We start from the raw sequence: 24,142 nt of genomic DNA, 5'->3' as shown, positions 1-24,142 counted from the left end.
GCCGGCCACCACAGGGGAGGTGGCCGACCGGGAACCGGGCCGAGGGGGGCGAGTACGCCTAGTTGGTGACGAACTTGGCGGCCAGCTGCGGGGTGGAGACCAGGCTCACCCCGCCCAGCCGGGCCAGCACCCGCCCGCCCGGGGCGCAGGCGGTCACGGTCAGGCTGGCCGTGCTGCCGTTGCTGGAGACCGGCTCGACCACGATCAGGAACGGCTTGCCGTCGGGCAGCTCCTGGTGGAACTCGGCGCGGGCCACCGAGAGCGGCAGGCTGGCCGTGGCGCGGTACAGCTTCATCCAGACCAGACCGGCCTGCAGCAGCAGGTCCGCCGTGCCGGGGCCGTACAGCTGGCCGCCGAACGCCCCGTTGCCGGGCCGGTGTTCGGGCAGCGCGGCCTCCAGCACCAGCCGCGACTCCTGCTCGGTGAGCACCCGCCGCAGACCGCGCAGCGACTCGCCGTGGAACAGCGTCCCGTCGGTGTAGAAGCCGCTCGCGTCCCGGCCCTGGCCGAGCGCCGGGAGTCCGGCCACGCTCGGCCGGCTGGTCTCGGTCGCCGGGTCGGCGCCGAGCACCACCCCGGCCGCGTAGTGCGGGCGGACGGTGCCGTCGGCGGCCACCGAACGGATCGTCACCTCGGTGGTGGCGCCGTCCCCGGCCGGGGCCGCGCTGAGCTGGAAGCTGCCCTGCTCGGTGCCGTCGAACAGCACCCCCTTGTGCACCGCGAAGTCGCGGACCTGACGGACCGTCCCCCCGCTGAGCCGCTCGACCGCACCGATCGCCCAGCCCAGGGCCAGCGCGGCCGGCAGCACCGGCACCCCGCCGATCACGTGGTCGGCGACGATCGGCTCGGCCGCCAGCACGTCGAGCCTGCGCTCCAGCACGGTCGCGGCCACAACCGCGGTCTCCCGTACCGAGAGCGGCGTGGTCGGGCCGAGCACCGTCACCACGTCGTTGCCGTGCTCCGGCGAGAACTGCCCGGTGAACAGGGCGGTACCGACGGGCTCCGGGATCAGCGTGATGCCACGCTCCTGGAACACCGCCTTGATCTGCGGGGAGACCATCCCGCTGTCCCAGGCGCCCCAGTTCAGGGCGGTCACCCGGGTCTGCGGGTGCTTGCGCTTCCAGCCCGCCGCCCAGGCGTTCAGCACCTCGTTGGCCATCGCGTAGTCGGACTGGCCCCGGTTGCCGAAGAACCCGGCCACCGAGGTGAACAGCAGCACGTGCCGCAGTCCGTCGGCGGGCAGCGCGTCCAGCACCGAGCGCAGCCCGGTCAGCTTGGGCGCGAAGACCCGCTCGATCTCGGAGGCCTTCTTGGCGCTGATCAGCTGGTCGGCCAGCACCCCGGCGCCGTGCACGACACCGGTGACCTGCCCCGCGTACGGGGCGAGCACGGCAGCCGTCGCGGCGGCGTCGGTGATGTCGACGGCCAGGTACTCGACCCGGCTGCCGGCGGCCGCGACCTCGGCCAGCGTGCGGCGGATCTCCCGCTCGCCGACCACGGACTGGAAGAGCTGCTCGACCCGCTTCGGGGTCGGCTTCTCCCCCGCCGTCCTCATTTGGTCGACCGCGGCGGCCTTCAACTCGGCCGTGCCGGTGACCCCGTGGGCCCAGGCGGGCTCGTCGCCGAGCGCGGTGCGGCCCAGCAGCAGGAAGCCGGGACGGTGGGCGGTGGCCAGGTCGACCACGCAGCGGGCGGTGATGCCGCGGGCTCCGCCGGTGACCACGATCAGGTCCTCGGCGGTCAGCGGGGCGACCTCGCCGGCGAGCGGGGCGGTGGACTGCTCGGTCAGGCCGAGGGCGACCCGGCGGGTGCCGTCGTGACCGACCTGGACCGGCTCGGTGGCGGCGTCCGAGAGCTCGTCGAGCAGCAGCGCGACGGCGGTGCCGGCAGACAGCCCGGGCGCCAGGTCGACCGCGCGGCAGAACAGTTCGGGCGCCTCGACCGCGAGGGTCTTCACCAGACCGCCGAAGCCGCCGGAGGGCGTGAGCGCCTCCTCGACCCCGTGCAGACCGAAGCCGCCGTCCAGCCGGGTCACGGTCACGAAGCCCGCGCGGCCGGTTCCTGCGGCCCGGGTCAGCGGCTCGACCAGGTGCTTGGCGGTGAGCAGCGCGTGGGACAGCCGGCGGACGCCGTCCGCCCAGTCGCTGTCCGGCCGGGTGGAGAAGGTGACGGCCAGGCTGACCGGGGTCAACTGGTCGATCTTCTCCGCCAGTTCGGTGACACCCCAGCCGGTGAGGGCGAAGTCGCGGACCCCCGGCAGCTGCCGGGTCACCCCGGGCAGTCGGAGCAGCTGGACCTGCCAGCCGGTGGCGGTCAGTCGCACGGCCAGCTCGGGGGCGAGCTCACCGCCGTCGTCCACCAGCAGGGCGCCGGCACCCGACGGGTACGCGCCCACCAGCCGGTCCGGCAGCGGGAGGTCGACCAGCGTGGCCTGGGCCCGGCCGAGCCGGCCGGGGACCACGGCGGTGGGGGCGGCAGCGGGAGCAGGGGCGGGAGCCGCGACCGGCTCGGGCTGCGGCTCGGGAGCCGCCGGGGCCGTGGTACCGGACATGAACTCCACGATCTGACCCAGCGTGCGCAGCTCACCGAGCTGCTCCGGGCCGACGTGCACCTCACTCGGGAACTGCTCCGACAGCACACCCAGGATCTCGACCCGCTTGATCGAGTCGATCCCCAAGTCCGCCTCGACATCCATCTCCAGGTCCAGCATCTCCGCCGGATAGCCGGTCTTCGCGGCGACCACGGCGAGCAGGGCCGACGTGACATCGGCCGCCGAGGGACCAGCCTGCGCCACCGGGGCGGCCGGCCCGGCGGAAGCCGTGGCACCGGCCATGAACTCGACTATCTGACCCAGCGTGCGCAGCTCGCCGAGCTGCTCGGGACCGACGTGCACCTCGCTCGGGAACTGCTCCGACAGCACACCCAGGATCTCGACCCGCTTGATCGAGTCGATCCCCAAGTCCGCCTCGACATCCATGCCCAGTTCGAGCATCTCCGCCGGGTAACCGGTCTTCACCGACACCACCGCCAGCAGCGCGGCAGCCACCTCCGCCGCCGACGGACCGGCGGCAACCACCGGAACCGGAACCGGAACAGAGCCCGCACTCGCCGACATGAACTCGACGATCTGGCCCAGCGTCCGGAGCTCGCCGAGCTGCTCCGGACCGACGTGCACCTCACTCGGGAACTGCTCCGACAGCACACCCAGGATCTCGACCCGCTTGATCGAGTCGATCCCCAAGTCCGCCTCGACATCCATCTCAAGTTCGAGCATCTCCGCCGGGTAACCGGTCTTCACCGACACCACCGCCAGCAGCGCGGCAGCCACCTCCGCCGCCGACGGACCGGCGGCAACCACCGGAACCGGAACCGAAACAGGGGCCGGAGCAGAGGCCGGAGTCGCGACCGGCGCCGAGGGCAGTGCCACCACCGGGGCAGGGGCGGCGGCCACCGGAGCCGGCGGCAGCGCGACCTGGGCCGGTGCGGGGGCCAGCACGGGAGCCGGCACCGGAGCCGCCACCGGGGCGACGGTCACGGCGGGAGCCGGAGCGCCGCCCAGTTCGAGCGCGGCCAGGTCGCGGAGGATCTCGTTCGCCCGCAGGTGGGTCCGGCCGATGGCGAGGCCGTGCTCCTTGACCGCCGTCACGCCGCCCAGGATCTCGGGCAGGCGGCCCTGGTCGGCGGCGTTCTCCAGCAGTCCGGCCAGCCGCTCGGCGCTCTGCAACTGCCCGTTCAGGTAGTCGTCGTGCAGGGCGAGGTGATCGGTGATCAGCTCGGACAGCCGGTCGGGCTGACGATCGTGGTCCACGGGTTCGGTCTCCTGGACGACGGCGGCCACGGGGGCCGGAACGGGAACGGAAGCGGGTACGTCGACCGGCACCTCGACCGGCACGTGCACCGGCACCTCGACCTGGACCTCGACGGTCGGCAGGGTGACCCGGTAGCCGTGGTCGATGGCCTCCCGGTAGGCGGCCCGCCGGTGCTCGGGGACGTGGTTGATGCCGTTCAGCGGGACGGTCATGCCCTTCACCGGCGCGACCGGCTCCGGCACCAGGACGTACCGGTCGGCCACCGACAACGGCAGCCCCAGCACGACGAGTTGGGCCACCGCGCGCTTCAGCGCGAGGTCGGCGTCGGCGCCCGGCCCGGGGTCGAGCTGGACCGCGACGTGCGGCCGGTCGCCCAGGATGCGGCGGACCAGCTGGGTCAGCACGCCCTTGGGCCCGAACTCCACGAAGGTGCGGAACCCGGCCGCGTACATCTCCTCGACCCGGTCGGCGAAGTGCACCGGGTTCACCAACTGCTCGGTCAGCACCCGCCGGTTGGCGGCCTGGTCGGCGCCGTACACCGCACCCGGGGTGTTGGCGTACACCGGGCTGTGCGGCGCGCGGATCTCGACCCGCTCGACACTCGCCCGGAACGCCTCGACCGCGTGCGCCACGTACGGGGTGTGGAAGGCCGCCGAGACCGGCAGCCGGCTCGCCCGGACTCCGGCCGCCTTGGCCGCCGCGACCAGCTGCTCGACCTCCTCGGTGCCGCCGCCGACCACGATCTGGTCGGCCGCGTTGCGATTGCAGACCGTCAACCCGCCGAACCGGCCCAGCAGTTCGGCGATCTGGACGTCGGTGGCACTGAGCGCGGCCATCGCGCCCGGGTCGAACCCGGCCTCGGCGGGCGGCGCCATCGCTGCTCCCCGGGCCCGGGCCAGCTCGAAGAAGGCGTCGTCGTCCAGCGCGCCGGAGGCCCAGAGCGCGGTCAACTCGCCGAAGCTGTGGCCGAGGTGGCCGTCGGCCACGAAACCCAGCTCGCTCAGGTAGCGGAACTGACCGGCCGCCAGCGCGCCGATCGCGGGCTGCGCGTACTCGGTGCGGCGGAGCGCGTCCTCCTGCCCGGCCTTGGCGGCCGGGTCGAAGGCGGGCGCCGGGAAGGCCACTCGGGAGAGCGGCTCGGCCCCGGTGAACTGCCGGTTCGCGGCGTCGAAGGCGGCCCGCAGCGGCGGTACGGCGAGCACGGCCCGGTGGCCCGGGTTGACGTACTGGCTGCCCTGGCCGGCGAACAGCGCGCCGACCTTGCCGGTCTCGGCGGCCCGGCGGCGGAAGTACACGCCCTTGGGGTGCGCCCAGTCCGAGGCGTCCGGCTTGGCGGTCAGCTCGGCGACGGCCAGCGCGGTGAGCTCCGCCAGTTCGGCGTCGTTCCTGGCCACCAGCGCCACCCGGGGGTGGTCGGCCGGAGCCGGGCCCGACTGCGCGGGGCCGGCCAGCGCACCGGCCAGCGCCGCCACGGTCGGGGCGTGCCACTGGTGCACCCGGGCGACCGGGAAGACCACCTTGAGGTCGTCGCCGTCGCCGTACTCCTCCAGCACGAAGTGGAAGTTGGTGCCGCCGAAGCCGAACGAGGAGATCGCGGCCCGGCGGTGCTCCCGCTCGGGGTCCCGGATCCACGGGCGGCTCTCGGTGTTGACGTAGAACGGGCTGTTGGCGAAGTCGATCGCCGGGTTCGGCTCGTCCACGTTGATGGTCGGCGGCAACAGCTTGTGGTGCAGCGCCATCGAGAGCTTGATCAGCCCGGCCGCGCCGGCCGCCGCCTTGGTGTGCCCGATCTGGGACTTCACGCTGCCGACCGCGGCGTACTGCTTCGCCTCGGTCGCCCCCGACACCACCGCGGCCAGCGCGGACAGTTCGGTCGCGTCGCCGACCGCCGTGCCGGTACCGTGCGCCTCGAACAGCTCGACGCTCTCCGGTGAGCAGTCGGCATCCTCGTAGGCCCGCTCCAGGGCGACGATCTGACCCTCCTTGCGGGGGGCGTAGATCGACTTGAACCGGCCGTCGCTGGACGAGCCGATGCCCCGGATCACGGCGTAGATCTCGTTGCCGTCCCGCTCGGCGTCGGACAGCCGGCGCAGCGCCAGCATCCCGATGCCCTCGCCGATCAGCGTGCCGTCGGCGTCCTTGTCGAACGGCCGGATCCGGCCGGCCTTGGAGAACGCCGGGGTCTTGGCGAAGCAGAGGTACATGAAGATGGTGTTCTCGGCGTCGCAGCCGCCCGCCAGCATGGTGTCCGCGCGCCCCTCCAGCAGTTCGCTGACGGCGGTCTTCACGGCGGCGAGCGAGCTGGCGCAGGCGGCGTCGATGGTCATGTTGGTGCCACCGAGGTCGAGCCGATTGGCGATCCGCCCGGCCACCACGTTGCCCAGCATGCCGGGGAAGGAGTTCTCCTCCCAGGGCGCGAAGGCCAGCTTGAACTTCTCGGCGATCTCCTCGGCGTCCCGCTCGGAGAGGCCGACACTGCGGGCCACCTCCTTGAGCACCGGGGTCTGCAGCCGGGCCGAGAGCGGCTGGGTGAGCTGGTTGGCGCCGGTGATGCCGAGCACCACACCGGTGCGCGAGGCGTCGTACCAGGGCTGTTCGGCCCCGGCGTGCTTGAGCAGGTCGCGGGCGACCACCAGGCTGAGCAGCTGGAGGACGTCGGTGACCTCCAGGGTGGTCGGCGGCAGGCCGAACTCCATCGGGTTGAAGTCCACGGTGGGGATGAACCCGCCGTGCCGGGAGTAGGTCTTGTCCGGGGCGGTCGGATCCGGGTCGTAGTGCTCGTCGAGGTCCCAGTGGGTCGACGGGACGTCCTCGATGCAGTCCGCCGCGGCCACCACGTTGCCCCAGAACTCCCGCAGGTCACGGGACTTGGGGTACAGGGCGGACAGGCCGACGATGGCGATCGGGTCGCGGGCGAGCCGGCGGTCCAGCTCGCGTTCGCTCGGTCTGGCGGCGCTGTCCTGAGGTGGAACGGTCGGATTGTTCGAGGAGTGCGCAGGCTGCGAAGAGTTCACGGCGGGCTCTCTTGGTCTCGGTGGCCGGAGGCCACCCGGGCACGGCCCGCTGCGGGCACGGGCCGGACCGGGTGGTGTGCGCGGACCTGGGGCCGGTCCGACGGCAGGCGTCGGAGCGGGCCGGGTCGGGCGGCGAGGGTGCGGGCCGGGCGGGCCGGACCCGACGGGGAGGGTCAGACGGGCCCGGGGGCCGGGTGGACCAGGCGGGCGATGACCTGGGCCGCGTCCGGTCGGGTGAGCATGGTGTAGTGGTCGCCGGGTGCCACCGCCAGGTCGAGCCCGTGCGGGGCGAGCGGCTGCCAGCCGAGCGTGGGGTCCTCGGGAATCAGGCTGCGTTCGGCCTTCACCAGGACCAGCGGGACGCTCGACGGCCTCGGCCGGTACGGCGCGGTGAGCCGGTTGTTGCGCAACAGCCCGTCGACATAGGTGTCGTAGAGCTTGCGGAGCCCGGGGAGCGGGGTGTCCGGCAGGAGCGCCCCGCTCGCGGTGGCGGCGTCCAGGACGAGCGGCAGCCCGTCGTCGACGCCGCGACCGGCCAGGGCCGCCGGGTCGAGCGGTACCGGGCGGCCGCGTTTGGCACCCAGGTACATCGCGAACCAGCCCAGCAGCAGCGGGGGTTCGAGGGCCTCGTCGGGCTGCTGGTACTCCTCGGTCGGCGCGATGCTGTCCAGCAGCACCAGCCGCTCCGGCCGCCGGCCGGCGGGCAGTCGCCCGACCGCCGCCTGGGCCACCACTCCGCCGAACGACCATCCCACCAAAGCGAACTGAGGCTGCGTCAGTTCGGTGGCCAGCCAGTCGGCGAGCGCCTCGACGGTGGTGTCGGCCCGGCCGCCGGTGAGGGCCGCCTCCCCGTACTCGGGGAGGGCCGAGATGTCGAGCACGGTCAGTCCGACACCCTCGGGGAGGGCCTCGGCGAGGGTGCGGTGGACCTGGGCGGCGAGCGCCCCGGGGTGCACCAGGTGGACGGTGGGACCGCCCTCGGCAGCCGGGCGTAACGGGAGGACCGGGACCGGCCCGGGTCTACGCGGAGGCACGCTGACCGCACTCCTCGGCGATGTGCGCCGCCAGGTCCTTGATGGTGGGGTGGTACCAGAGCGTGGTGGTGCCGAGTTCGAAGCCGAGCCAGTTCTCCATCTCGCCGGCCAGGATCAGCGCCTCGGTGGAGTCCAGGTCCAGCTCGTCGAAGTACTGCTCGGGCGAGACCTCCCCGGGCGCCACTCCGAGCCGGTGGGCGATCTTCTCGATCAGCCACTGCTGGGCCTCGACTGCCGTCACTTGAGCCACGGTTGGTCCTTCCTCTGGGGCCGGCCGAGCCTGACCGGCACCGCATCGACGGTTTCGGGTGCGCCGGACGCCCTTGACGGGACGGTCCGTACGCAGTACGAAGAGAGAGCGGGCAGTGGGAAGCGGGCGTTGAGCACCGAAGAGAAGTGGTGCCGGGGGCCGTCGACTTCGAACCCGGGCCCGATCGCCACTGGTTCCACTGTGAGCCCTGGGTGACCTGCTATTCAACCGTCAACTAACTTGACCGGCCCGGATCAGAGCCTGTACCTGACGCAATGTGGCAGATCGTGCCAAAACCCAGGAACGGTACGACAGTTGTCGTCAGATCGGCGCGCACCCTCAGCGAACACTCAGGGTCACTCCGTCAGCCCCGCCCGGCCCAACGGCCGCTGAACCGGCGCTGAACCGCCGGGGAGGAAACACCCGGAAAACGCGGAACGGCACCTGCCCCCCACTTGGTCGGGGAGGGGGCAGGTGCCGTGGGTACCGCATGAGCCCGGCGGCTCTGACGGGCAAGCGGTTGGTGCGGCCGGACAACGGGCGTCCGGCGGTATCAGGTGAGGGTCGGTCAGACCACCAGGGGGCGGTCGGTCGGGCGGATCGGGGCGGGCAGCGCGGTCTTGCCACCCAGGTACCTGTCCACCGCGGCGGCGGCCGAACGGCCCTCCGCGATGGCCCAGACGATCAGCGACTGGCCTCGGCCGGCGTCGCCGCAGACATACACGCCGTCCACGTTGGTGGAGAACTTGGCGTCCCGGTCGATGTTGCCCCGGGCGTCCAGCTCGACGCCCAGCTGCTCGACCAGACCGTTCCTGACGTCGGTACCGGTGAAGCCCATCGCCAGGGTGACCAGCTGGGCCGGGATGGCCCGCTCGGTGCCCGCCACCGGCTGGAACCGGCCGTCCTTGAACTCGACCTCGACCAGGTGCAGTTCCTGGACGTTGCCGTCCTCGTCGCCGGTGAAGTGGGTGGTGTTCACGGCGTACACCCGCTCACCGCCCTCCTCGTGCGCGGAGGTGACCTTGTAGGTCATCGGCATGGTCGGCCAGGGCTGGTTGCCGGGACGCTCGTCGCTCGGGCGCGGCATGATCTCCAGCTGGGTGACCGAGGCGGCCCCCTGGCGGAGCGCGGTGCCCAGGCAGTCGGCGCCGGTGTCACCGCCGCCGATCACCACGACGTGCTTGCCCTTGGCGCTGATCGGCGGCTCGACGAAGTCGCCCTCCTGCACCTTGTTGGCCAGCGGGAGGTACTCCATCGCCTGGTGGATGCCCTTGAACTCCCGCCCGGGGACCGGGAGATCACGCGCGGTGGTGGCACCGGCGGCGACCACGACGGCGTCGAAACGCTCCCGCAGCTGCTGCCCGGTGATGTCCTCGCCCACGTGCACGCCGGTACGGAACCGGGTGCCCTCCGCGCGCATCTGCTCGATGCGGCGGTTGATGTGGCGCTTCTCCATCTTGAACTCGGGGATGCCGTACCGGAGCAGGCCGCCGATCCGGTCCGCACGCTCGTACACCACCACGGTGTGCCCGGCCCGGGTGAGCTGCTGGGCCACCGCGAGGCCGGCCGGGCCGGAACCCACGACCGCGACGGTCTTGCCGGACAGGCGCTCGGGGATCTGGGCGGTGACCCCGCCGTTGTCCCACGCCTTGTCGATGATGGTGACCTCGACGTTCTTGATGGTCACCGCGTCCTGGTTGATGCCCAGGACACACGCCGACTCGCAGGGAGCCGGGCACAGCCGCCCGGTGAACTCCGGGAAGTTGTTGGTCGCGTGCAGCCGCTCGATCGCGCCGGTCCAGTCGTCCCGGAAGGCGAGGTCGTTCCACTCCGGGATCAGGTTCCCGAGCGGGCAGCCGTTGTGACAGAACGGGATGCCGCAGTCCATGCACCGGCCGGCCTGCTTGGTGATGATCGGCAGGAGGCTGCGCTCGACGTAGACCTCGTTCCAGTCACGGAGCCGGACGTCCACCGGGCGGCGCTCCGCCAGCTGCTTGGGCGTGGTCAGGAAGCCCTTGGGGTCAGCCATGTGCCGCCTCCATCATCTTGCGAGTGATCGCGGTCTCGTCGAGACCGGCGCGCTCAGCGGCATCCTTGGCGGCGAGCACAGCCTTGTAGTCGGTCGGCATGATCTTGGAGAAGCGGGAGACCCCGCCGGCCCAGTCAGCCAGGAGCTCGGCGGCCACGGTGGAGCCGGTCTCCTCGTAGTGCTGCTGCACGGTCTCGCGCAGCCAGTCGCGGTCGGCGTTGGTCGGGGCCTCGATGGCCACCATGCCGTCGTTCACGTTCGCCGGACGCAGGTCCAGCACGTACGCGATACCGCCGGACATGCCCGCCGCCAGGTTGCGGCCGGTCTCGCCGAGGATGACGACCCGTCCACCGGTCATGTACTCCAGGCCGTGGTCGCCCACGCCCTCGACCACCAGGGTGGCACCGGAGTTGCGGACGGCGAAGCGCTCGCCGGCCTTGCCGCGCAGGTGGATCCGGCCCGAGGTGGCGCCGTACCCGATGGTGTTGCCCGCGATCACGTGGTTCTGCGCGTCGGCGCCGATGGCGGCCGCGTTGCGCGCCGGGCGGACGATCACCACACCGCCCGACAGGCCCTTGCCGACGTAGTCGTTGGCGTCACCCTCCAGGCGCAGCGTGATGCCGCGCGGCACGAAGGCGCCGAAGGACTGGCCCGCCGAACCGTTGAAGGTGACGTCGATGGTGCCCTCGGGCAGGCCCTCGCCCCGGTAACGCTTCGTCACCTCGTGGCCGAGCATGGTGCCGACCGTCCGGTTGACGTTGCGGATCGGGAGCTGGATCCGGACCGCGTCGCCGCGCACCAGGGCGTCCTCGGCCAGCTCGATCAGCTGGTTGTCGAGCGCCTTGTCCAGCGCGTGGTCCTGCGTGGTGGTGTTGTGCAGCGCGGCGCCCTCGGGCAGCTCCGGCACGTGGAACAGCGGGGCCAGGTCGAGACCGGCCGCCTTCCAGTGCGTGATCGCCTCGGCGGCGTCGATGTGCTCGGCGTGGCCGACCGCCTCCTCGATGGTGCGGAAGCCCAGCTCGGCCAGGATCTCCCGGACCTCCTCCGCGATGAACTCGAAGAAGTTCACCACGAACTCGGGCTTGCCGGAGAAGCGCTCGCGCAGCACCGGGTTCTGGGTGGCGACGCCGACCGGGCAGGTGTCCAGGTGGCAGACCCGCATCATGATGCAGCCGGAGACCACCAGCGGCGCGGTCGCGAAGCCGAACTCCTCGGCGCCCAGCAGGGCGGCGATGACCACGTCGCGGCCGGTCTTGAGCTGACCGTCCGTCTGGACCACGATCCGGTCCCGCAGACCGTTCAGCAGCAGGGTCTGCTGGGTCTCGGCGAGGCCGAGCTCCCAGGGGCCGCCCGCGTGCTTGAGGCTGGTCAGCGGCGAGGCGCCGGTGCCGCCGTCGTGGCCGGAGACCAGCACCACGTCCGCGTGCGCCTTGGAGACGCCCGCCGCGACCGTGCCCACGCCGACCTCGGAGACCAGCTTCACGTGGATGCGGGCCGCCGGGTTGGCGTTCTTCAGGTCGTGGATCAGCTGCGCCAGGTCCTCGATCGAGTAGATGTCGTGGTGCGGCGGCGGCGAGATCAGGCCGACACCCGGGGTGGAGTGCCGGGTCCTGGCGACCCACGGGTAGACCTTGTGGCCGGGCAGCTGACCGCCCTCACCGGGCTTGGCGCCCTGGGCCATCTTGATCTGGATGTCGTCCGCGTTCACCAGGTACTCGGAGGTGACGCCGAACCGGCCGGAGGCGACCTGCTTGATCGCCGAGCGGCGGGCCGGGTCGTACAGGCGCTCCGGGTCCTCACCGCCCTCACCGGTGTTGGACTTGCCGCCGAGCTGGTTCATCGCGATGGCCAGCGTCTCGTGCGCCTCCATCGAGATGGAGCCGTACGACATGGCGCCGGTGGAGAACCGCTTGACGATCTCGGAGACCGGCTCGACCTCGTCGATGGAGATCGGCGCCCGGCCGAGGCCGTTGAACTTGAACAGGCCGCGCAGCGTCATCAGCCGCTCGGACTGCTCGTTCACCCGCTCGGTGTACTGCTTGAAGATGTCGTAGCGGCGCGACCGGGTGGAGTGCTGCAGGCGGAACACCGTGTCCGGGTCGAACAGGTGCGGCTCGCCCTCGCGGCGCCACTGGTACTCGCCGCCGATGTCCAGCGCGCGGTGCGCGGCGGAGATGCCGGAGGCCGGGTACGCCTTGGCGTGGCGCGCGGCCACCTCCTTGGCGATCTCCGGCAGGCCGATGCCGCCGAGCTTGGTGGTGGTGCCGGAGAAGTAGGTGTCCACGGTCTGCTGGTCGAGGCCGATGACCTCGAATACCTGGGCGCCGCGGTACGAGGCCACGGTGGAGATGCCCATCTTGGACATCACCTTCAACACGCCCTTGCCGAGCGCCTTGATCAGGTTCTTGATGGCCTTCTCGGCCTCGATCCCGGTCAGGAAGGTGCCCTGCTCGACCAGGTCCTCGACCGACTCCATCGCCAGGTACGGGTTGACCGCTCCGGCGCCGTAGCCGATCAGCAGCGCGACGTGGTGCACCTCGCGGACGTCACCGGCCTCGACGATCAGCGACATCCGGGTGCGCTGCTTGGTCCGGATCAGGTGGTGGTGCACGGCGGAGGTGAGCAGCAGCGACGGGATCGGCGCGTGCTCGGCGTCCGAGTGACGGTCCGACAGCACGATGATCCGGGCGCCGTCGGCGATCGCCGCGTCGGCCTCGGCCGCGATCGCCGCCAGCCGGGCGGCCAGCGCCTCGCCGCCGCCGGAGACCTTGTACAGGCCCGACAGCGTGACGGCCTTCAGGCCCTGCTGGTCGCCGTCCGCGTTGATGTGGATCAGCTTGGCGAGCTCGTCGTTGTCGATCACCGGGAAGCTCAGGCCGACCGACCGGCAGTGCGCCGCCTCGGCGACCAGCAGGTTGCCCTCCGGGCCGAGGTTGCTGAGCAGGGAGGTGACCAGCTCCTCCCGGATCGCGTCCAGCGGCGGGTTGGTGACCTGGGCGAACAGCTGGATGAAGTAGTCGAAGAGCAGCCGGGGCTTCTCGGAGAGCGCGGCGATCGGGCTGTCGGTGCCCATCGAACCGAGCGCCTCACCACCGGACTTCGCCATCGGGGCCAGGATGACCCGCAGCTCCTCCTCGGTGTAGCCGAAGGTCTGCTGACGGCGCGTCACCGAGGCGTGGGTGTGGTGGATGTGCTCGCGCTCGGGCAGCTTGCCGAGCTCGATCTGACCCGCCGCGACCCACTCCTGGTACGGGTGCTCCTCGGCCAGCTGGGCCTTGAGCTCCTCGTCCTCGACGATCCGCCCCTCGGCGGTGTCGATCAGGAACATCTTGCCGGGCTGCAGGCGGCCCTTCTTGACCACCTTCTCCTGGTCGATGTCGAGCACGCCGACCTCGGAGGAGAGCACCACCAGACCGTCCTCGGTGACCCAGTACCGGGCCGGCCGCAGGCCGTTGCGGTCGAGCACCGCGCCGATCTGGGTGCCGTCGGTGAAGGTCACACAGGCCGGGCCGTCCCAGGGCTCCATCAGGTTGGAGTGGTACTGGTAGAACGCCCGGCGGGCCGGGTCCATGGTGGCGTGGTTCTCCCACGCCTCCGGGATCATCATCAGCACCGAGTGCGGCAGCGAACGGCCGCCCAGGTGGAGCAGCTCCAGCACCTCGTCGAACGAGGCCGAGTCCGAGTGGTCCGGGGTACAGATCGGGAAGATCCGGCTCAGGTCGCCGGGGATCAGGTCGGTGGCGAGCTGGGACTCGCGCGCCGTCATCCAGTTCCGGTTGCCCTTGACCGTGTTGATCTCGCCGTTGTGCGCGACGAAGCGGTACGGGTGGGCGAGCGGCCAGCTCGGGAAGGTGTTGGTGGAGAACCGGGAGTGCACCAGACCGATCGCGGAGGCGTACAGCCGGTCCGAGAGGTCGGGGAAGAACGGCTCCAGCTGGCCGGTGGTCAGCATGCCCTTGTAGACGATGGTGCGGGCGGAGAGCGAGGGGAAGTACACCCCGGCCTCCCGCTCGGCACGCTTGCGCAGGACGAAGGCGACCCGGTCCAGCGTGATGCCGGTCTGCCCGCCGCCGGCCACGAAGATCTGCCGGAACCGGGGCATCACCGAGCGGGCGGTGGCGCCCAGCAGGTCCGGGGTGACCGGCACGTCGCGCCAGCCCAGGACGGTGAGGTCCTCCTCGGCGGCGATCGCCTCGATCTGCGCGGCGGCCGCGGCGGCGGCCGCGTCCTCGTCCGGCAGGAAGGCGATGCCGACGGCGTAGGAGCCGGCCGCCGGGAGCTCGAAGGAGACCTTGGAGCGCAGGAACGCGTCCGGGACCTGGGTCAGGATGCCCGCGCCGTCACCGGAGTCCGGCTCGGCGCCGGTGGCGCCCCGGTGCTCCAGGTTGCGCAGCACCGTGAGGGCCTGGTCAACGATGGTGTGGTCGGCGATGCCGGTCAGCGTGGCGACGAAACCGACGCCGCAGGCGTCGTGCTCGTTACGCGGGTCGTACAGGCCCTGAGCAGTGGGTCGCGCATCCGGAACGAGCGCGTAGGGCCGGGCTGCGGCCTGCTCGGGCTCGTTGGCGGAGTGCATGGATGCAGACAGCATCGGCTCTCCCGTCGTCGTCTCTGGCAAGGTGCTTGTTGCAGTAGGGACGACGTTGGCCCTCTTGCGATTTCGTGCAGGTTACATGATGCCGGACATCCCGAAAAGTGGAATGTCACGTCCAGATGGCGGACAAGGTGCCCAGGTCACGGGCTATTACCGGCTAGTAACAGAGCTGGCGGGAGGCGAACGCTCGTCCGCATGCTCCCACCAGTGTGCCCCCTGCCGTCGGGAGCGAAACAGGGGCGTAATGCCCCGTCCACATCCTGAGAAGGTCCCCCCTGCGAATCCTTCTCCGATCACCGAGCGCGGCATGAGATTCTGCGGCCTCGCCCTGAATCAGCCGGGATCAGTACAGGTCCGGCTGGTGATCCATGTGGGGAAGGTCATATTCATACAGTGTCAGGTCGGTGACCCGGTCAGCCGACCTGGCCGCCGATCAGCGCGCCGAGCAGATAGGTGACCGCGGCGGCGGCCGAACCCAGCAGCAGCTGCCGCAGGCCGCTGTACCACCAGCTGCGGGCGGTCACCCGGGCCACCACCGCACCGCACAGGAACAGCCCGGCCAGCGCGAGCAGCAGTGCCGGCAGCAGCGAGGTGGCGCCGAGCAGGTACGGCAGCAGCGGGAGCAGCGCGCCGAGCGCGAAGCACCCGAACGAGGACACCGCGGCCACCGTCGGGGACGGCAGGTCGTGCGGGTCCACCCCGAGCTCCTCCCGGGCGTGCACCTCCAGCGCCTGCTCCGGGTCGGCGGTGAGCTGCCGGGCCACCTCACGGGCCAGCTCGGGCTCGACGCCCCGGGAGATGTACAGCTCCGACAGCTCGGCCAGCTCGCCCTGCGGGTTGCGGCGCAGCTCCAGCCGCTCGACCTCGATCTCGGCCTCCACCAGCTCGCGCTGGGAGGCCACCGAGGTGTACTCACCGGCCGCCATCGAGCAGGCACCCGCCGCAAGGCCCGCCAGGCCGGTGATGATCACCGTGCTGGTACTGGCCGCGCCGCCGACCACGCCGGTCATCAGCGCGAAGTTGGAGACCAGCCCGTCCATCGCGCCGAACACCGCCGGCCGGAGCCAGCCGCCGTTGACGTCCCGGTGGTGTCCCTCGGCGGGGACGCGAGGCATCGGGTTGTCCTCGGCGATCGGTTCGGCGATGGTCACGGTCACTGCGTGGGCCCCCAGTACGGCGTGCTGCGAAATCTCCTGACGTCCTGAAAGGTAGTCCGATGAAACGATCGTTTCCAGCAAAGTAAGGCTGTCCGAACAGCACTTCGGCCGCCCGCACCGGGACGGTGCAGGGCGGCCGAGGAATCGGGAGTCAGCAGCTCAGGAAGGTTTTCCCGGCTCCGGGTCGGTCGGCGTGGCCGGGTCCTCCGGCCGCTCGGTTCCGGTGGAGACGGACTCCGGCCCGGACAGCGTCAGTTCGCCGACGTGCGCGGCCGGGTCGATCGAGTCCGGGGCCTCCCGGCCGGGGCGCTTCCTCCCGACGATCACCAGGTAGGCGATGGCACCGAGGAAGGTCACGACCGCGGTCCACTCGTTCAGCCGCAGGCCGAGCACGTGGTGCGCCTCGTCGATCCGCAGGTCCTCGATCCAGAACCGGCCGACGCTGTAGGCGGCGACGTAGACCGCGAAGGCCCGGCCGTGGCCGAGGGTGAACCGCTTGTCCGCCCAGATCACCAGCAGCGCGACGCCGACGCACCAGAGCGACTCGTACAGGAAGGTCGGGTGGAAGACCCCGTCCACCACCGAGCCGTCCGGCTCCACCTTGTGGATCTCCAGACCCCAGGGCAGGTCGGTGGCCCGGCCGTACAGCTCCTGGTTGAACCAGTTGCCCCAGCGGCCGCAGGCCTGGGCCAGCGCGATGCCGGGGGCGATCGCGTCGGCGTAGGCCGGCAGCGGGACGCCCCGGCGGCGGGCGCCGATCCAGGCACCGACCGCGCCGAGCGCGATCGCGCCCCAGATGCCGAGGCCGCCCTCCCAGATCTTGAAGGCGTTCCACGGGTTCTTCCCGTCACCGAAGTACAGCTGGTGATCGGTGATCACGTGGTAGAGACGGCCGCCGACCAGGCCGAACGGCACCGCCCAGACGGCGATGTCACCCACGGTGTGCTTGGCACCGCCCCGGGCGACCCAGCGCTTGCTGCCGAGCCAGACGGCCACGACGACACCGATGATGATGCAGAAGGCGTAGGCGCGAAGCGGGACGGGCCCCAGATGGAGGACCCCCCGCGACGGGCTCGGAATGTATGCGAGATCCATGGCAGGGTCGACGCTACCGGACCCCGCCCGACACTCCGGCACCGCGCGGGGTCACAGCTTTCGAACGTTCGGCGTCAGGGTGCCGGGGTGGCGCCGGTGACGGTGCCCAGCGGCTTGCCCGCGTTGGCCGCGTCCACCCACTTCGCCAGGTTCTCCGGGGAGATCTGCTCCTCGCCGTTCTTCGGGTAGATCGGCGTGCCGTTGAGCAGCACGGTCGGCGTCGACTTGTAGCCGGACTTGTCGAAGTCCTGCTGCACCGCGGACACCCAGCCCGCGTACTTGTTGTCGTTGACGCAGCTCTCGAAGCCCGAGCCGTCCAGCCCGGGCACCTGCTTGGCCAGGTCGATCAGGGTGCTCTTGTTGCCGAAGGAGTCGGTGGTCTCGTCCGGCTGGTTCTTGTACAGCACGTCGTGGTACTCGCGGAACTTGCCCGCGTCCTGGGCGCAGGCCAGCGCGTTGGCGCCGTACTTGGAACCCTTGCCGCCGAGCGAGCGGTCGATGAACGAGACGATGTGGTAGTTCCCGTAGAGCTTGCCCTGGTTCTCCAACTGGTTGACCGTGGTGGCGAATTCACGCTCGAAAGTGCCACAGGCCGGGCAGCGCGGGTCCTCGTAGACGGTCAGCACCGAGGGTGCGTTGGCCGGGCCGTCCGGGATCACCAGGTTCTTGTCGCCGATGGTGCCGGCCGGGTGCGCGACCGGGGTGTCCGGCTTGGAGCGCTGGTTCTGCACCACCACGCCGGTGATCACGCCCGCCGCGATCACCGCGAGCACCACCCCGCCGATGACCAGCTTCTTCTTCCGCTTCGAACGGGCCTCGTCGGCGGCCCGCTCCTCCAGCATCCGCTCGCGGGCGGTGCGCTTGCCTTCTCGGTTCTTCTCACTCATAGCTCGGTACGTCCAAGGTGGGGGCCGGTGGGTTCGGTGGCGGCTGTCGGTCCGTCAAGCGCTCAGCCAGGCATCGGCCGAGAGCTTGGTCCGGGGCCGGTACACCAACCACGCGGCCAGCAGCAGGAAGCCGCTGTCGCGCAGGATCTCCTGCAGGTACTCGGTCTGCGAGGAGTCGACCGCGCCGCCGCCGCCGAAGCAGCCGCAGTCGATCGAGATGCCACGGGCCCAGGCGGAGCTGATGCCGCCGATGAAGGTGAGCAGCAGCAGGGCCGAGATCCCCGCGACGATCCGCGTCCCGAGACCGATCAACAGCAGCAGGGCGAGGGCCAGTTCGAGGAACGGCAAGCCGTACCCGACCGGCTTGACCAGCGACTCGGGCAGGATCTCGTACGCCCGCACGGCCTGCGCCGCCTCCGCCGGATCGGCCACCTTGGCCAGCCCGGCCCAGGCCCAGACCACGGCCAGGCCGATCCGGGCCGCCAGCCCGAACCACTCCCCCGGCGCGCCGTCGACCGCGCGGCGCAGCGCCCCGCGCTCCGGCGCGGCGGCGGTCTGCTGACTGGCCATCGGGTCCTCCCCCTCGGTACGTCCCTGGCGTGGTGCTCCTCACGCTTCCTGATGAACCGTAGGGGATGAATGGCGGTTACTCCACATTCGCGCATTAAGCCGAATGAGTGATGAAATGAGGACAGATGTCCGATCTGGCGCCCGCCCTGATCGGACGTCAGCGCGGCGGACCGCAGTGCACCGCGTCCGCCACCCGGCTGAGCGACGGCCGCCCGTCGTGCTGCGACCGCCCGGCCCGCACCACCGAATCCAACCTGGCCGCCTGGCTGCACACGTACGCGTCCCGCTCGGCCCGCTCCACCCCGCGCTGGGCCAGCACCGGACCGACCACCGCCTCCGCACCCAGCGTCGCACCGAGCACCAGGGCGGCGGCGGCGGCCCGCAGCAGGACGGCTCGCTGAAGACAGGGCACTTGGCGGACTCCTTCAGTCGGGGAACGAGTCGTACAGCACACGAACTCGTCCCTCCACTCAACGCCACCCAACCGCCCCCGATGCGTCAACCCCCCACACTTCACCCGGACGGCGGGCCCGGGCCCGGGCAGACGCGCAGCCGGCACCCGCCAGGGGCTCGGGGCTGTGCTGATGTGCGGCTCCGCCGCGCGGGCGACGCCGAATTTTTGCAGGTGCTTCGGCAACTACGGTCAGGGGCTCGAGGCTGTGCTGATGTGCGGCTCCGCCGCGCGGGCGACGCCGAATTTTTGCAGGTGCTCCGGCAGCTACGGTCAGGGGCTCGAGGAACTGCGACGCCGGCCCCGGAAAAGGTGATCCGTACAGGGGCGGTCAGGCGCTTTCGCAGTGACCCGAGCGCCGGACCTCCTCGCCCACGCGGCCCAGCCGCACACCGGCAGCGCCCCGAGCCGCCTGGACCGTAGAACCTGGAGTGCCTGCCTACCTGCGGCGGACGCCCTCGGCCAGTTCGGCGGCGAGCCCGCGTACGGCGGCGAGCCCGGCGGCTTCGTCGGCCGCGTCCAGGATCCGCTGGACGAACGCGGAGCCGACGATCACCCCGTCCGCGAAGCCGGCCACCTGGGCCGCCTGGTCGGCGTTGGAGACGCCGAGCCCGACGCAGACCGGCAGGTCGGTGGTGGCCCGGGTGCGGGCGACCAGGTCCTCGGCGAGGTTGCCGACGGCCGCCCGGGTGCCGGTCACGCCCATCACGGCGGCCGCGTAGACGAAGCCGGAACCGGCCGCCGTGACCTCCGCGAGGCGCGGGTCCTTGCTGCTCGGGGCGACCACGAAGACGGTGTCGAGACCGTGCTCGCCCGCCGCCTTGCGCCACTCGTCGGACTCCTCGACCGGCAGGTCGGGCAGGATCACGCCCGCGCCCCCGGCCGCCGCCAGCTCCGCGGCGAACCGGGCCACGCCGAAGCGCTCGACCGGGTTCCAGTACGTCATCACCAGCACCGCCGTGCCGGGGTGCGCGGCGGTCGCCTCGGCCACCGTCCGCAGCACGTCGGTGATCCGGACCCCGCCGCGCAGCGCGATGTCGTCGGCGGTCTGGATGGTCGGACCGTCCAGCACCGGGTCGGAGTGCGGCAGGCCGACCTCGACCACGTCGCAGCCGCCCTCGATCAGCGCCTTGACCGCGGCGATGCCGCCGTCGACGGTCGGGAAGCCGGCCGGCAGGTAGCCGATCAGGGCCGCCCGGTGCTCGCTCTTCGCGGCGGCCAGCACCGCGCTCAGCTTCGAAGCCATGGTCACTTACCCCCGTTGTTCTGGTCGTACAGGCCGAAGTACTGGGCGGCGGTGTGCATGTCCTTGTCGCCACGGCCGGAGAGCGACACCAGGATGGTGGCCTCCGGGCCCAGCTCGCGGCCGAGCACCAGCGCGCCGGCCAGCGCGTGCGCGCTCTCGATCGCCGGGATGATGCCCTCGGTGCGGGACAGCAGCCGCAGCGCCTGCATCGCCTGGTCGTCCGTCACCGGGCGGTACTCGGCCCGGCCGGTGTCCTTCAGCCAGGCGTGCTCGGGGCCGACGCCGGGGTAGTCCAGACCGGCCGAGATCGAGTGCGACTCGATGGTCTGGCCGTCCTCGTCCTGGAGCACGTACGTGCGCGAGCCGTGCAGCACGCCGGGGTCGCCCTTGGTCAGGGTGGCCGCGTGCCTGGGGGTGTCCACGCCTTCGCCGGCCGCCTCGCAGCCGATCAGCCGGACGCCCGCGTCCGGGATGAACTCGTGGAAGATGCCCATCGCGTTGGAGCCGCCGCCGACACAGGCGACCACCGCGTCCGGGAGCTTGCCGGTGCGCTCCAGCACCTGCTCGCGGGCCTCGATGCCGATCACCCGGTGGAAGTCGCGGACCATCGCCGGGAACGGGTGCGGGCCGGCCACCGTGCCGAACAGGTAGTGGGTGGAGTCGACGTTGGCGACCCAGTCCCGGAACGCCTCGTTGATGGCGTCCTTGAGCGTGCGGCTGCCGGAGGTCACCGGGATCACCTCGGCGCCCAGCATCCGCATCCGGGCCACGTTGAGCGCCTGGCGCTCGGTGTCGACCTCGCCCATGTAGATGGTGCAGTCGAAGCCGAACAGCGCGCAGGCGGTGGCGGTGGCCACGCCGTGCTGGCCGGCCCCGGTCTCGGCGATGATCCGGGTCTTGCCCATCCGGCGGGTCAGCAGCGCCTGGCCCAGCACGTTGTTGATCTTGTGCGAGCCGGTGTGGTTCAGGTCCTCGCGCTTGAGCAGGATCCGCGCCCCGCCCGCCTCGGCGGAGAACCGGTGCACATCGGTGAGCGGGCTCGGCCGCCCGGTGTAGTCCTTGAGCAGCGCGTCGAGCTCGGCCGCGAAGGCCGGGTCGGCCTTGGCCTTCTCGTACTCCTCGGCGACCTGCTCGACGGCGGCGACCAGCGCCTCCGGGATGAAGCGGCCGCCGTACGCGCCGAAGTAGCCCCGCGCGTCGGGGACCTGAACGCCGGGCAGGTAGTCCTTTTCGGACATGGCTGTAGTCCTCGTGATTGGTGAATGACCGTCAGGAACGTGGCACGGCTGTGCTCAGCCGTTCGTCCTGCGCCATCGGCGGCCCTGCACCTGCCCGGGCTCGCAGCCGATCACGTACCGCACCCGCCGCCCCAGCACCCGGCGCGCGGGCGCGCGGCAGCCGCGCGGGCGGCAGCCGGGAGCGAGACGGGCACTCATCGGTCGGTCAGCCCCGTCCGTTGTTGCGCAGCGCCGGGTGGGCACCGGCGGCCACCAGGTCGGCCACGGCCGCCTTCGGGTCCTTGCCGGTCACCAGCGACTCGCCCACCAGGACGGCGTCCGCACCCAGGTTGGCGTACGCGATCAGGTCGTGCGGGCCGCGCACCCCGGACTCGGCGACCCGGACGACGTGCGCCGGGATGGCGTCCACCACGTTGCCGAAGGTGTTCCGGTCGACCTCGAGGGTCTTCAGGTTGCGGGCGTTGACGCCGATGATCCTCGCTCCGGCGTCCACCGCTCGGGCGATCTCCTCCTCGTCGTGCACCTCGACCAGTGGCGTGAGCCCGATCGACTCGGCCCGCTCGATCAGCGAGACGAGCGCGGGCTGGTCCAGGGCCGCCACGATCAGCAGCGCGAGGTCGGCGCCGTGGGCGCGGGCCTCCCAGAGCTGGTAGGCGGTGACGATGAAGTCCTTGCGGAGCACCGGGGTGTCGACCGCGGCCCGGACGGCGTCCAGGTCGGCCAGCGAACCGCCGAAGCGGCGCTGTTCGGTCAGCACACTGATCGCGGCGGCACCGCCGGCCGCGTAGTCGAGCGCCAGGGCCGCCGGGTCGGCGATCGCCGCCAGGGCTCCCTTGGACGGGCTGGAGCGCTTGACCTCGCAGATCACCCGGATGCCGTCGCCACGCAGCGCGGCAACGCCGTCCTTGGCGTCGGGAGCCTTGGCGGCCAGCTCCTTGAGCTGGTCCAGGGAGACCCGGGCCTGTCGCTCGGCGAGGTCCTCGCGGACCCCGTCGATGATCTCGTCGAGCACACTCACGCGGGCGCCCCCATCGTTCTGCCGGGCGGTCGCCCGGCTAGTCGGGTGAAACACCGCGGGTACGAACCGGACCGGACCTGTGCAGGTCCGGTGCTGATCTGCCCCCGTCGGCCTCTCGATGGTATCGGGCGCAGGGGGCGCGAACCGCATCCGCCCGGCGCGCGTCTCGCGGAGCGGACCGGCGTACACGCCGGGGAGCTACACCACGGGGGGTGCCAGCCCGGCTCCGGCCGGGAGGTTGCGCAGCACCATGAACAGCCCGAGGACCAGCAGCAGCAGGACGGTGCGGGCCGCGCCGAAGCCGATCCGGGGGGCCTTCGCCCCGGTCAGGGCGGCCCACAGCCAGCCCACCCAGAGCACCGCCCCGACCACGGCCAGCACCACCACCAGCAGGTTGTCGTGCACCGCCGCGGTCAGGTAGCCGTGGGACAGCGCGTGCACGGCCCGCAGGCCGCCGCAGCCGGGACACCACCAACCGGTGGCCGAGAGCACCGGGCAGGTCGGATAGTGGCCGGGCGTGTTCGGGTCCACCGCCGCCACGTACAGGGTCGGCAGGCCGACCGCCACCAGGGCGGCCAGCGGGCGGGCCAGGCGGCGCAGCGGGGAGGGCGGTACGGGCGAGGCGCTGGGCTGCGGTGCGGCGTTCACACCGCCGATTCTGCCCCGGCCGCCGGGGCCCACCCCTCAGGCAGGCGCGCGTGTCATGCGGCAGGGAGCGGCCGGCGCTGCGCGCGCCGGCCGCTCCCTGCCGTCCGGCGAAGAGTCAGACCCCGGCCGTGACCGCCTGGCGGGCGGCCGTCTCCTCGGGGGTGTAGAAGTGCGGGCTGGGCTGCTTGCCCATGCCCGCCATGGCCATCGCCTTACCGACGATGCCACCGAGGACCACGACACCCAGGCCCACGAAGAAGAGCCAGATCGCGGGAATGATCATGGCGACGCCGCTGACCGTGAAGCCGATGAAGGCGATGGTCGAGCCGGTCCAGGCGGCGGGGGTGTTGCCGTGCGCTGCTGCCGACATCTGATGGTGCTCCTTGGTTCTCCGGGGCCCGGCCGGGCTGCGAACGCCCGTCGGGTTTACCTGTCCATTGTGCCGGGCGCTGACGTCCGACCCCAAGCGGGGGCCTCCGTTTCAGCTCGGGTCCTCACCGCGGTCCAGTGCCTGCCACAGCTCGGCCGGGGTCCCGCCGCTCTTCGCCTGCGGCGCGGCCCTGCGCACCGGGGCGTCGTACCGGCTGCCCATCGCGGGCCAGTCCCGGCCGGACCGCACCGTGAGCAGCCCGGCGACGGCCAGCAGCAGACCGCCCAGCGCGGCCACCCAGGGCCAGACCGAGTGGCTCACCTGATCCGCCTGGGCGCTCACCAGCGCGAGCTTCCTGGCCGCCTCGCCGTGCAGCGCACCGGCGTCGGTCGCCCCGAGCACCGCCGCCAGGGCGGCCCCGAGCCCGGCCAGCGTCACCAGCCCGCCGACCACCAGCTTGCCGACCCCCCGCACCGCGAAGACCGCCACCGCCGACGCCAGCCCGACCAGCGCCAGGCCGCCCGGCAGCCCCGACACCGCGCTCCCGGTCACCTCGACCGCCAGCCCCCCGGCCGTCCCGGTCGCCCACACCCGGCTCGCGGCGGTCAGCACCAGCACCGCCCCGAGCACGGTCAGCAGCAGCATCACGCCGAGGCTCCGGCGGCTGTTCTTCTTCGCCGGCCCGGTCTCGGCGGCGGGCTCGGCGGTACGGGGCGAGGGAAGCGAGGTCAC

Annotated in this window: 17 protein-coding genes; all 17 read right to left on the bottom strand. The window is 71.9% G+C overall.

The window, feature by feature from the left end:
- Positions 1–58 precede the first annotated feature (58 nt).
- The gene (locus ACIRPK_RS24975; RefSeq protein ID WP_403041836.1) at positions 59–6,823 is read right to left on the bottom strand and encodes an SDR family NAD(P)-dependent oxidoreductase; all 6,765 of its coding nucleotides are present in this window, start codon (positions 6,821–6,823) and stop codon (positions 59–61) included.
- Positions 6,824–6,996: 173 nt separating this feature from the next.
- Positions 6,997–7,857, bottom strand: coding sequence for an alpha/beta fold hydrolase (locus ACIRPK_RS24970; RefSeq protein WP_403041834.1), 861 nt, complete (start codon positions 7,855–7,857; stop codon positions 6,997–6,999).
- Positions 7,844–8,098 carry an acyl carrier protein gene (locus ACIRPK_RS24965; RefSeq protein WP_313068733.1) on the bottom strand — a complete coding sequence of 85 codons (255 nt, stop codon included), beginning with the start codon at positions 8,096–8,098 and terminating at the stop codon, positions 7,844–7,846. The genes ACIRPK_RS24970 and ACIRPK_RS24965 overlap by 14 nt, the downstream gene beginning before the upstream one ends.
- 577 nt (positions 8,099–8,675) lie before the next feature.
- On the bottom strand, positions 8,676–10,136 hold the full coding sequence (locus tag ACIRPK_RS24960) for a glutamate synthase subunit beta (protein ID WP_403041830.1): 1,461 nt from the start codon (positions 10,134–10,136) through the stop codon (positions 8,676–8,678).
- The gene (gene gltB / locus ACIRPK_RS24955; RefSeq protein ID WP_403041904.1) at positions 10,129–14,712 is read right to left on the bottom strand and encodes a glutamate synthase large subunit; all 4,584 of its coding nucleotides are present in this window, start codon (positions 14,710–14,712) and stop codon (positions 10,129–10,131) included. Before gltB ends, ACIRPK_RS24960 begins: the two co-directional genes overlap by 8 nt.
- 431 nt (positions 14,713–15,143) lie before the next feature.
- Positions 15,144–15,845, bottom strand: coding sequence for a VIT1/CCC1 transporter family protein (locus ACIRPK_RS24950; protein ID WP_403041902.1), 702 nt, complete (start codon positions 15,843–15,845; stop codon positions 15,144–15,146).
- 201 nt (positions 15,846–16,046) lie between these two features.
- Complete coding sequence (gene lgt / locus ACIRPK_RS24945) at positions 16,047–16,982, bottom strand: prolipoprotein diacylglyceryl transferase (protein ID WP_403041827.1); 936 nt, start codon at positions 16,980–16,982, stop codon at positions 16,047–16,049.
- 74 nt (positions 16,983–17,056) lie between these two features.
- Positions 17,057–17,869 carry a DsbA family protein gene (locus tag ACIRPK_RS24940; protein ID WP_403041824.1) on the bottom strand — a complete coding sequence of 271 codons (813 nt, stop codon included), beginning with the start codon at positions 17,867–17,869 and terminating at the stop codon, positions 17,057–17,059.
- A 54-nt stretch (positions 17,870–17,923) separates the two neighbouring features.
- Positions 17,924–18,439 carry a MauE/DoxX family redox-associated membrane protein gene (locus ACIRPK_RS24935; protein ID WP_403041821.1) on the bottom strand — a complete coding sequence of 172 codons (516 nt, stop codon included), beginning with the start codon at positions 18,437–18,439 and terminating at the stop codon, positions 17,924–17,926.
- 157 nt (positions 18,440–18,596) lie between these two features.
- Positions 18,597–18,851 carry a hypothetical protein gene (locus ACIRPK_RS24930; RefSeq protein WP_403041819.1) on the bottom strand — a complete coding sequence of 85 codons (255 nt, stop codon included), beginning with the start codon at positions 18,849–18,851 and terminating at the stop codon, positions 18,597–18,599.
- A gap of 478 nt (positions 18,852–19,329) precedes the next feature.
- Positions 19,330–20,136 carry a tryptophan synthase subunit alpha gene (trpA, locus tag ACIRPK_RS24925; RefSeq protein WP_403041817.1) on the bottom strand — a complete coding sequence of 269 codons (807 nt, stop codon included), beginning with the start codon at positions 20,134–20,136 and terminating at the stop codon, positions 19,330–19,332.
- 2 nt (positions 20,137–20,138) lie between these two features.
- Positions 20,139–21,374, bottom strand: coding sequence for a tryptophan synthase subunit beta (gene trpB, locus ACIRPK_RS24920; RefSeq protein ID WP_403041814.1), 1,236 nt, complete (start codon positions 21,372–21,374; stop codon positions 20,139–20,141).
- 54 nt (positions 21,375–21,428) lie between these two features.
- Positions 21,429–21,572, bottom strand: a complete 144-nt coding sequence (trpM, locus tag ACIRPK_RS24915) for a tryptophan biosynthesis modulator TrpM (RefSeq protein WP_403041812.1) — start codon at positions 21,570–21,572, stop codon at positions 21,429–21,431.
- A gap of 7 nt (positions 21,573–21,579) precedes the next feature.
- Entirely contained in the window at positions 21,580–22,392 is an 813-nt protein-coding gene (gene trpC, locus ACIRPK_RS24910; RefSeq protein ID WP_403041809.1) for an indole-3-glycerol phosphate synthase TrpC, read from the bottom strand.
- Positions 22,393–22,590: 198 nt separating this feature from the next.
- The gene (locus ACIRPK_RS24905; RefSeq protein ID WP_403041808.1) at positions 22,591–23,040 is read right to left on the bottom strand and encodes a DUF2752 domain-containing protein; all 450 of its coding nucleotides are present in this window, start codon (positions 23,038–23,040) and stop codon (positions 22,591–22,593) included.
- Between the two features lie 115 nt (positions 23,041–23,155).
- Complete coding sequence (locus tag ACIRPK_RS24900; RefSeq protein WP_403041805.1) at positions 23,156–23,410, bottom strand: HGxxPAAW family protein; 255 nt, start codon at positions 23,408–23,410, stop codon at positions 23,156–23,158.
- Between the two features lie 111 nt (positions 23,411–23,521).
- On the bottom strand, positions 23,522–24,142 hold the full coding sequence (locus ACIRPK_RS24895) for a TIGR02234 family membrane protein (RefSeq protein ID WP_403041803.1): 621 nt from the start codon (positions 24,140–24,142) through the stop codon (positions 23,522–23,524).

The sequence above is a fragment of the Kitasatospora sp. NPDC101801 genome (assembly GCF_044766665.1).
Lineage (GTDB): Bacteria > Actinomycetota > Actinomycetes > Streptomycetales > Streptomycetaceae > Kitasatospora.
This window is presented reverse-complemented; position numbering and strand designations above follow the sequence as displayed.

Excerpts from the sequence above, each read along its gene's own strand:
- ACIRPK_RS24960 (WP_403041830.1), bottom strand. The coding sequence starts at position 10,136 with ATGGCTGACCCCAAGGGCTTCCTGACCACGCCCAAGCAGCTGGCGGAG.
- gltB (WP_403041904.1), bottom strand. The coding sequence starts at position 14,712 with ATGCACTCCGCCAACGAGCCCGAGCAGGCCGCAGCCCGGCCCTACGCG.
- ACIRPK_RS24950 (WP_403041902.1), bottom strand. The coding sequence starts at position 15,845 with ATGCCTCGCGTCCCCGCCGAGGGACACCACCGGGACGTCAACGGCGGC.
- lgt (WP_403041827.1), bottom strand. The coding sequence starts at position 16,982 with ATGGATCTCGCATACATTCCGAGCCCGTCGCGGGGGGTCCTCCATCTG.
- ACIRPK_RS24940 (WP_403041824.1), bottom strand. The coding sequence starts at position 17,869 with ATGAGTGAGAAGAACCGAGAAGGCAAGCGCACCGCCCGCGAGCGGATG.
- ACIRPK_RS24935 (WP_403041821.1), bottom strand. The coding sequence starts at position 18,439 with ATGGCCAGTCAGCAGACCGCCGCCGCGCCGGAGCGCGGGGCGCTGCGC.
- trpA (WP_403041817.1), bottom strand. The coding sequence starts at position 20,136 with ATGGCTTCGAAGCTGAGCGCGGTGCTGGCCGCCGCGAAGAGCGAGCAC.
- trpB (WP_403041814.1), bottom strand. The coding sequence starts at position 21,374 with ATGTCCGAAAAGGACTACCTGCCCGGCGTTCAGGTCCCCGACGCGCGG.
- trpM (WP_403041812.1), bottom strand. The coding sequence starts at position 21,572 with ATGAGTGCCCGTCTCGCTCCCGGCTGCCGCCCGCGCGGCTGCCGCGCG.
- ACIRPK_RS24900 (WP_403041805.1), bottom strand. The coding sequence starts at position 23,410 with ATGTCGGCAGCAGCGCACGGCAACACCCCCGCCGCCTGGACCGGCTCG.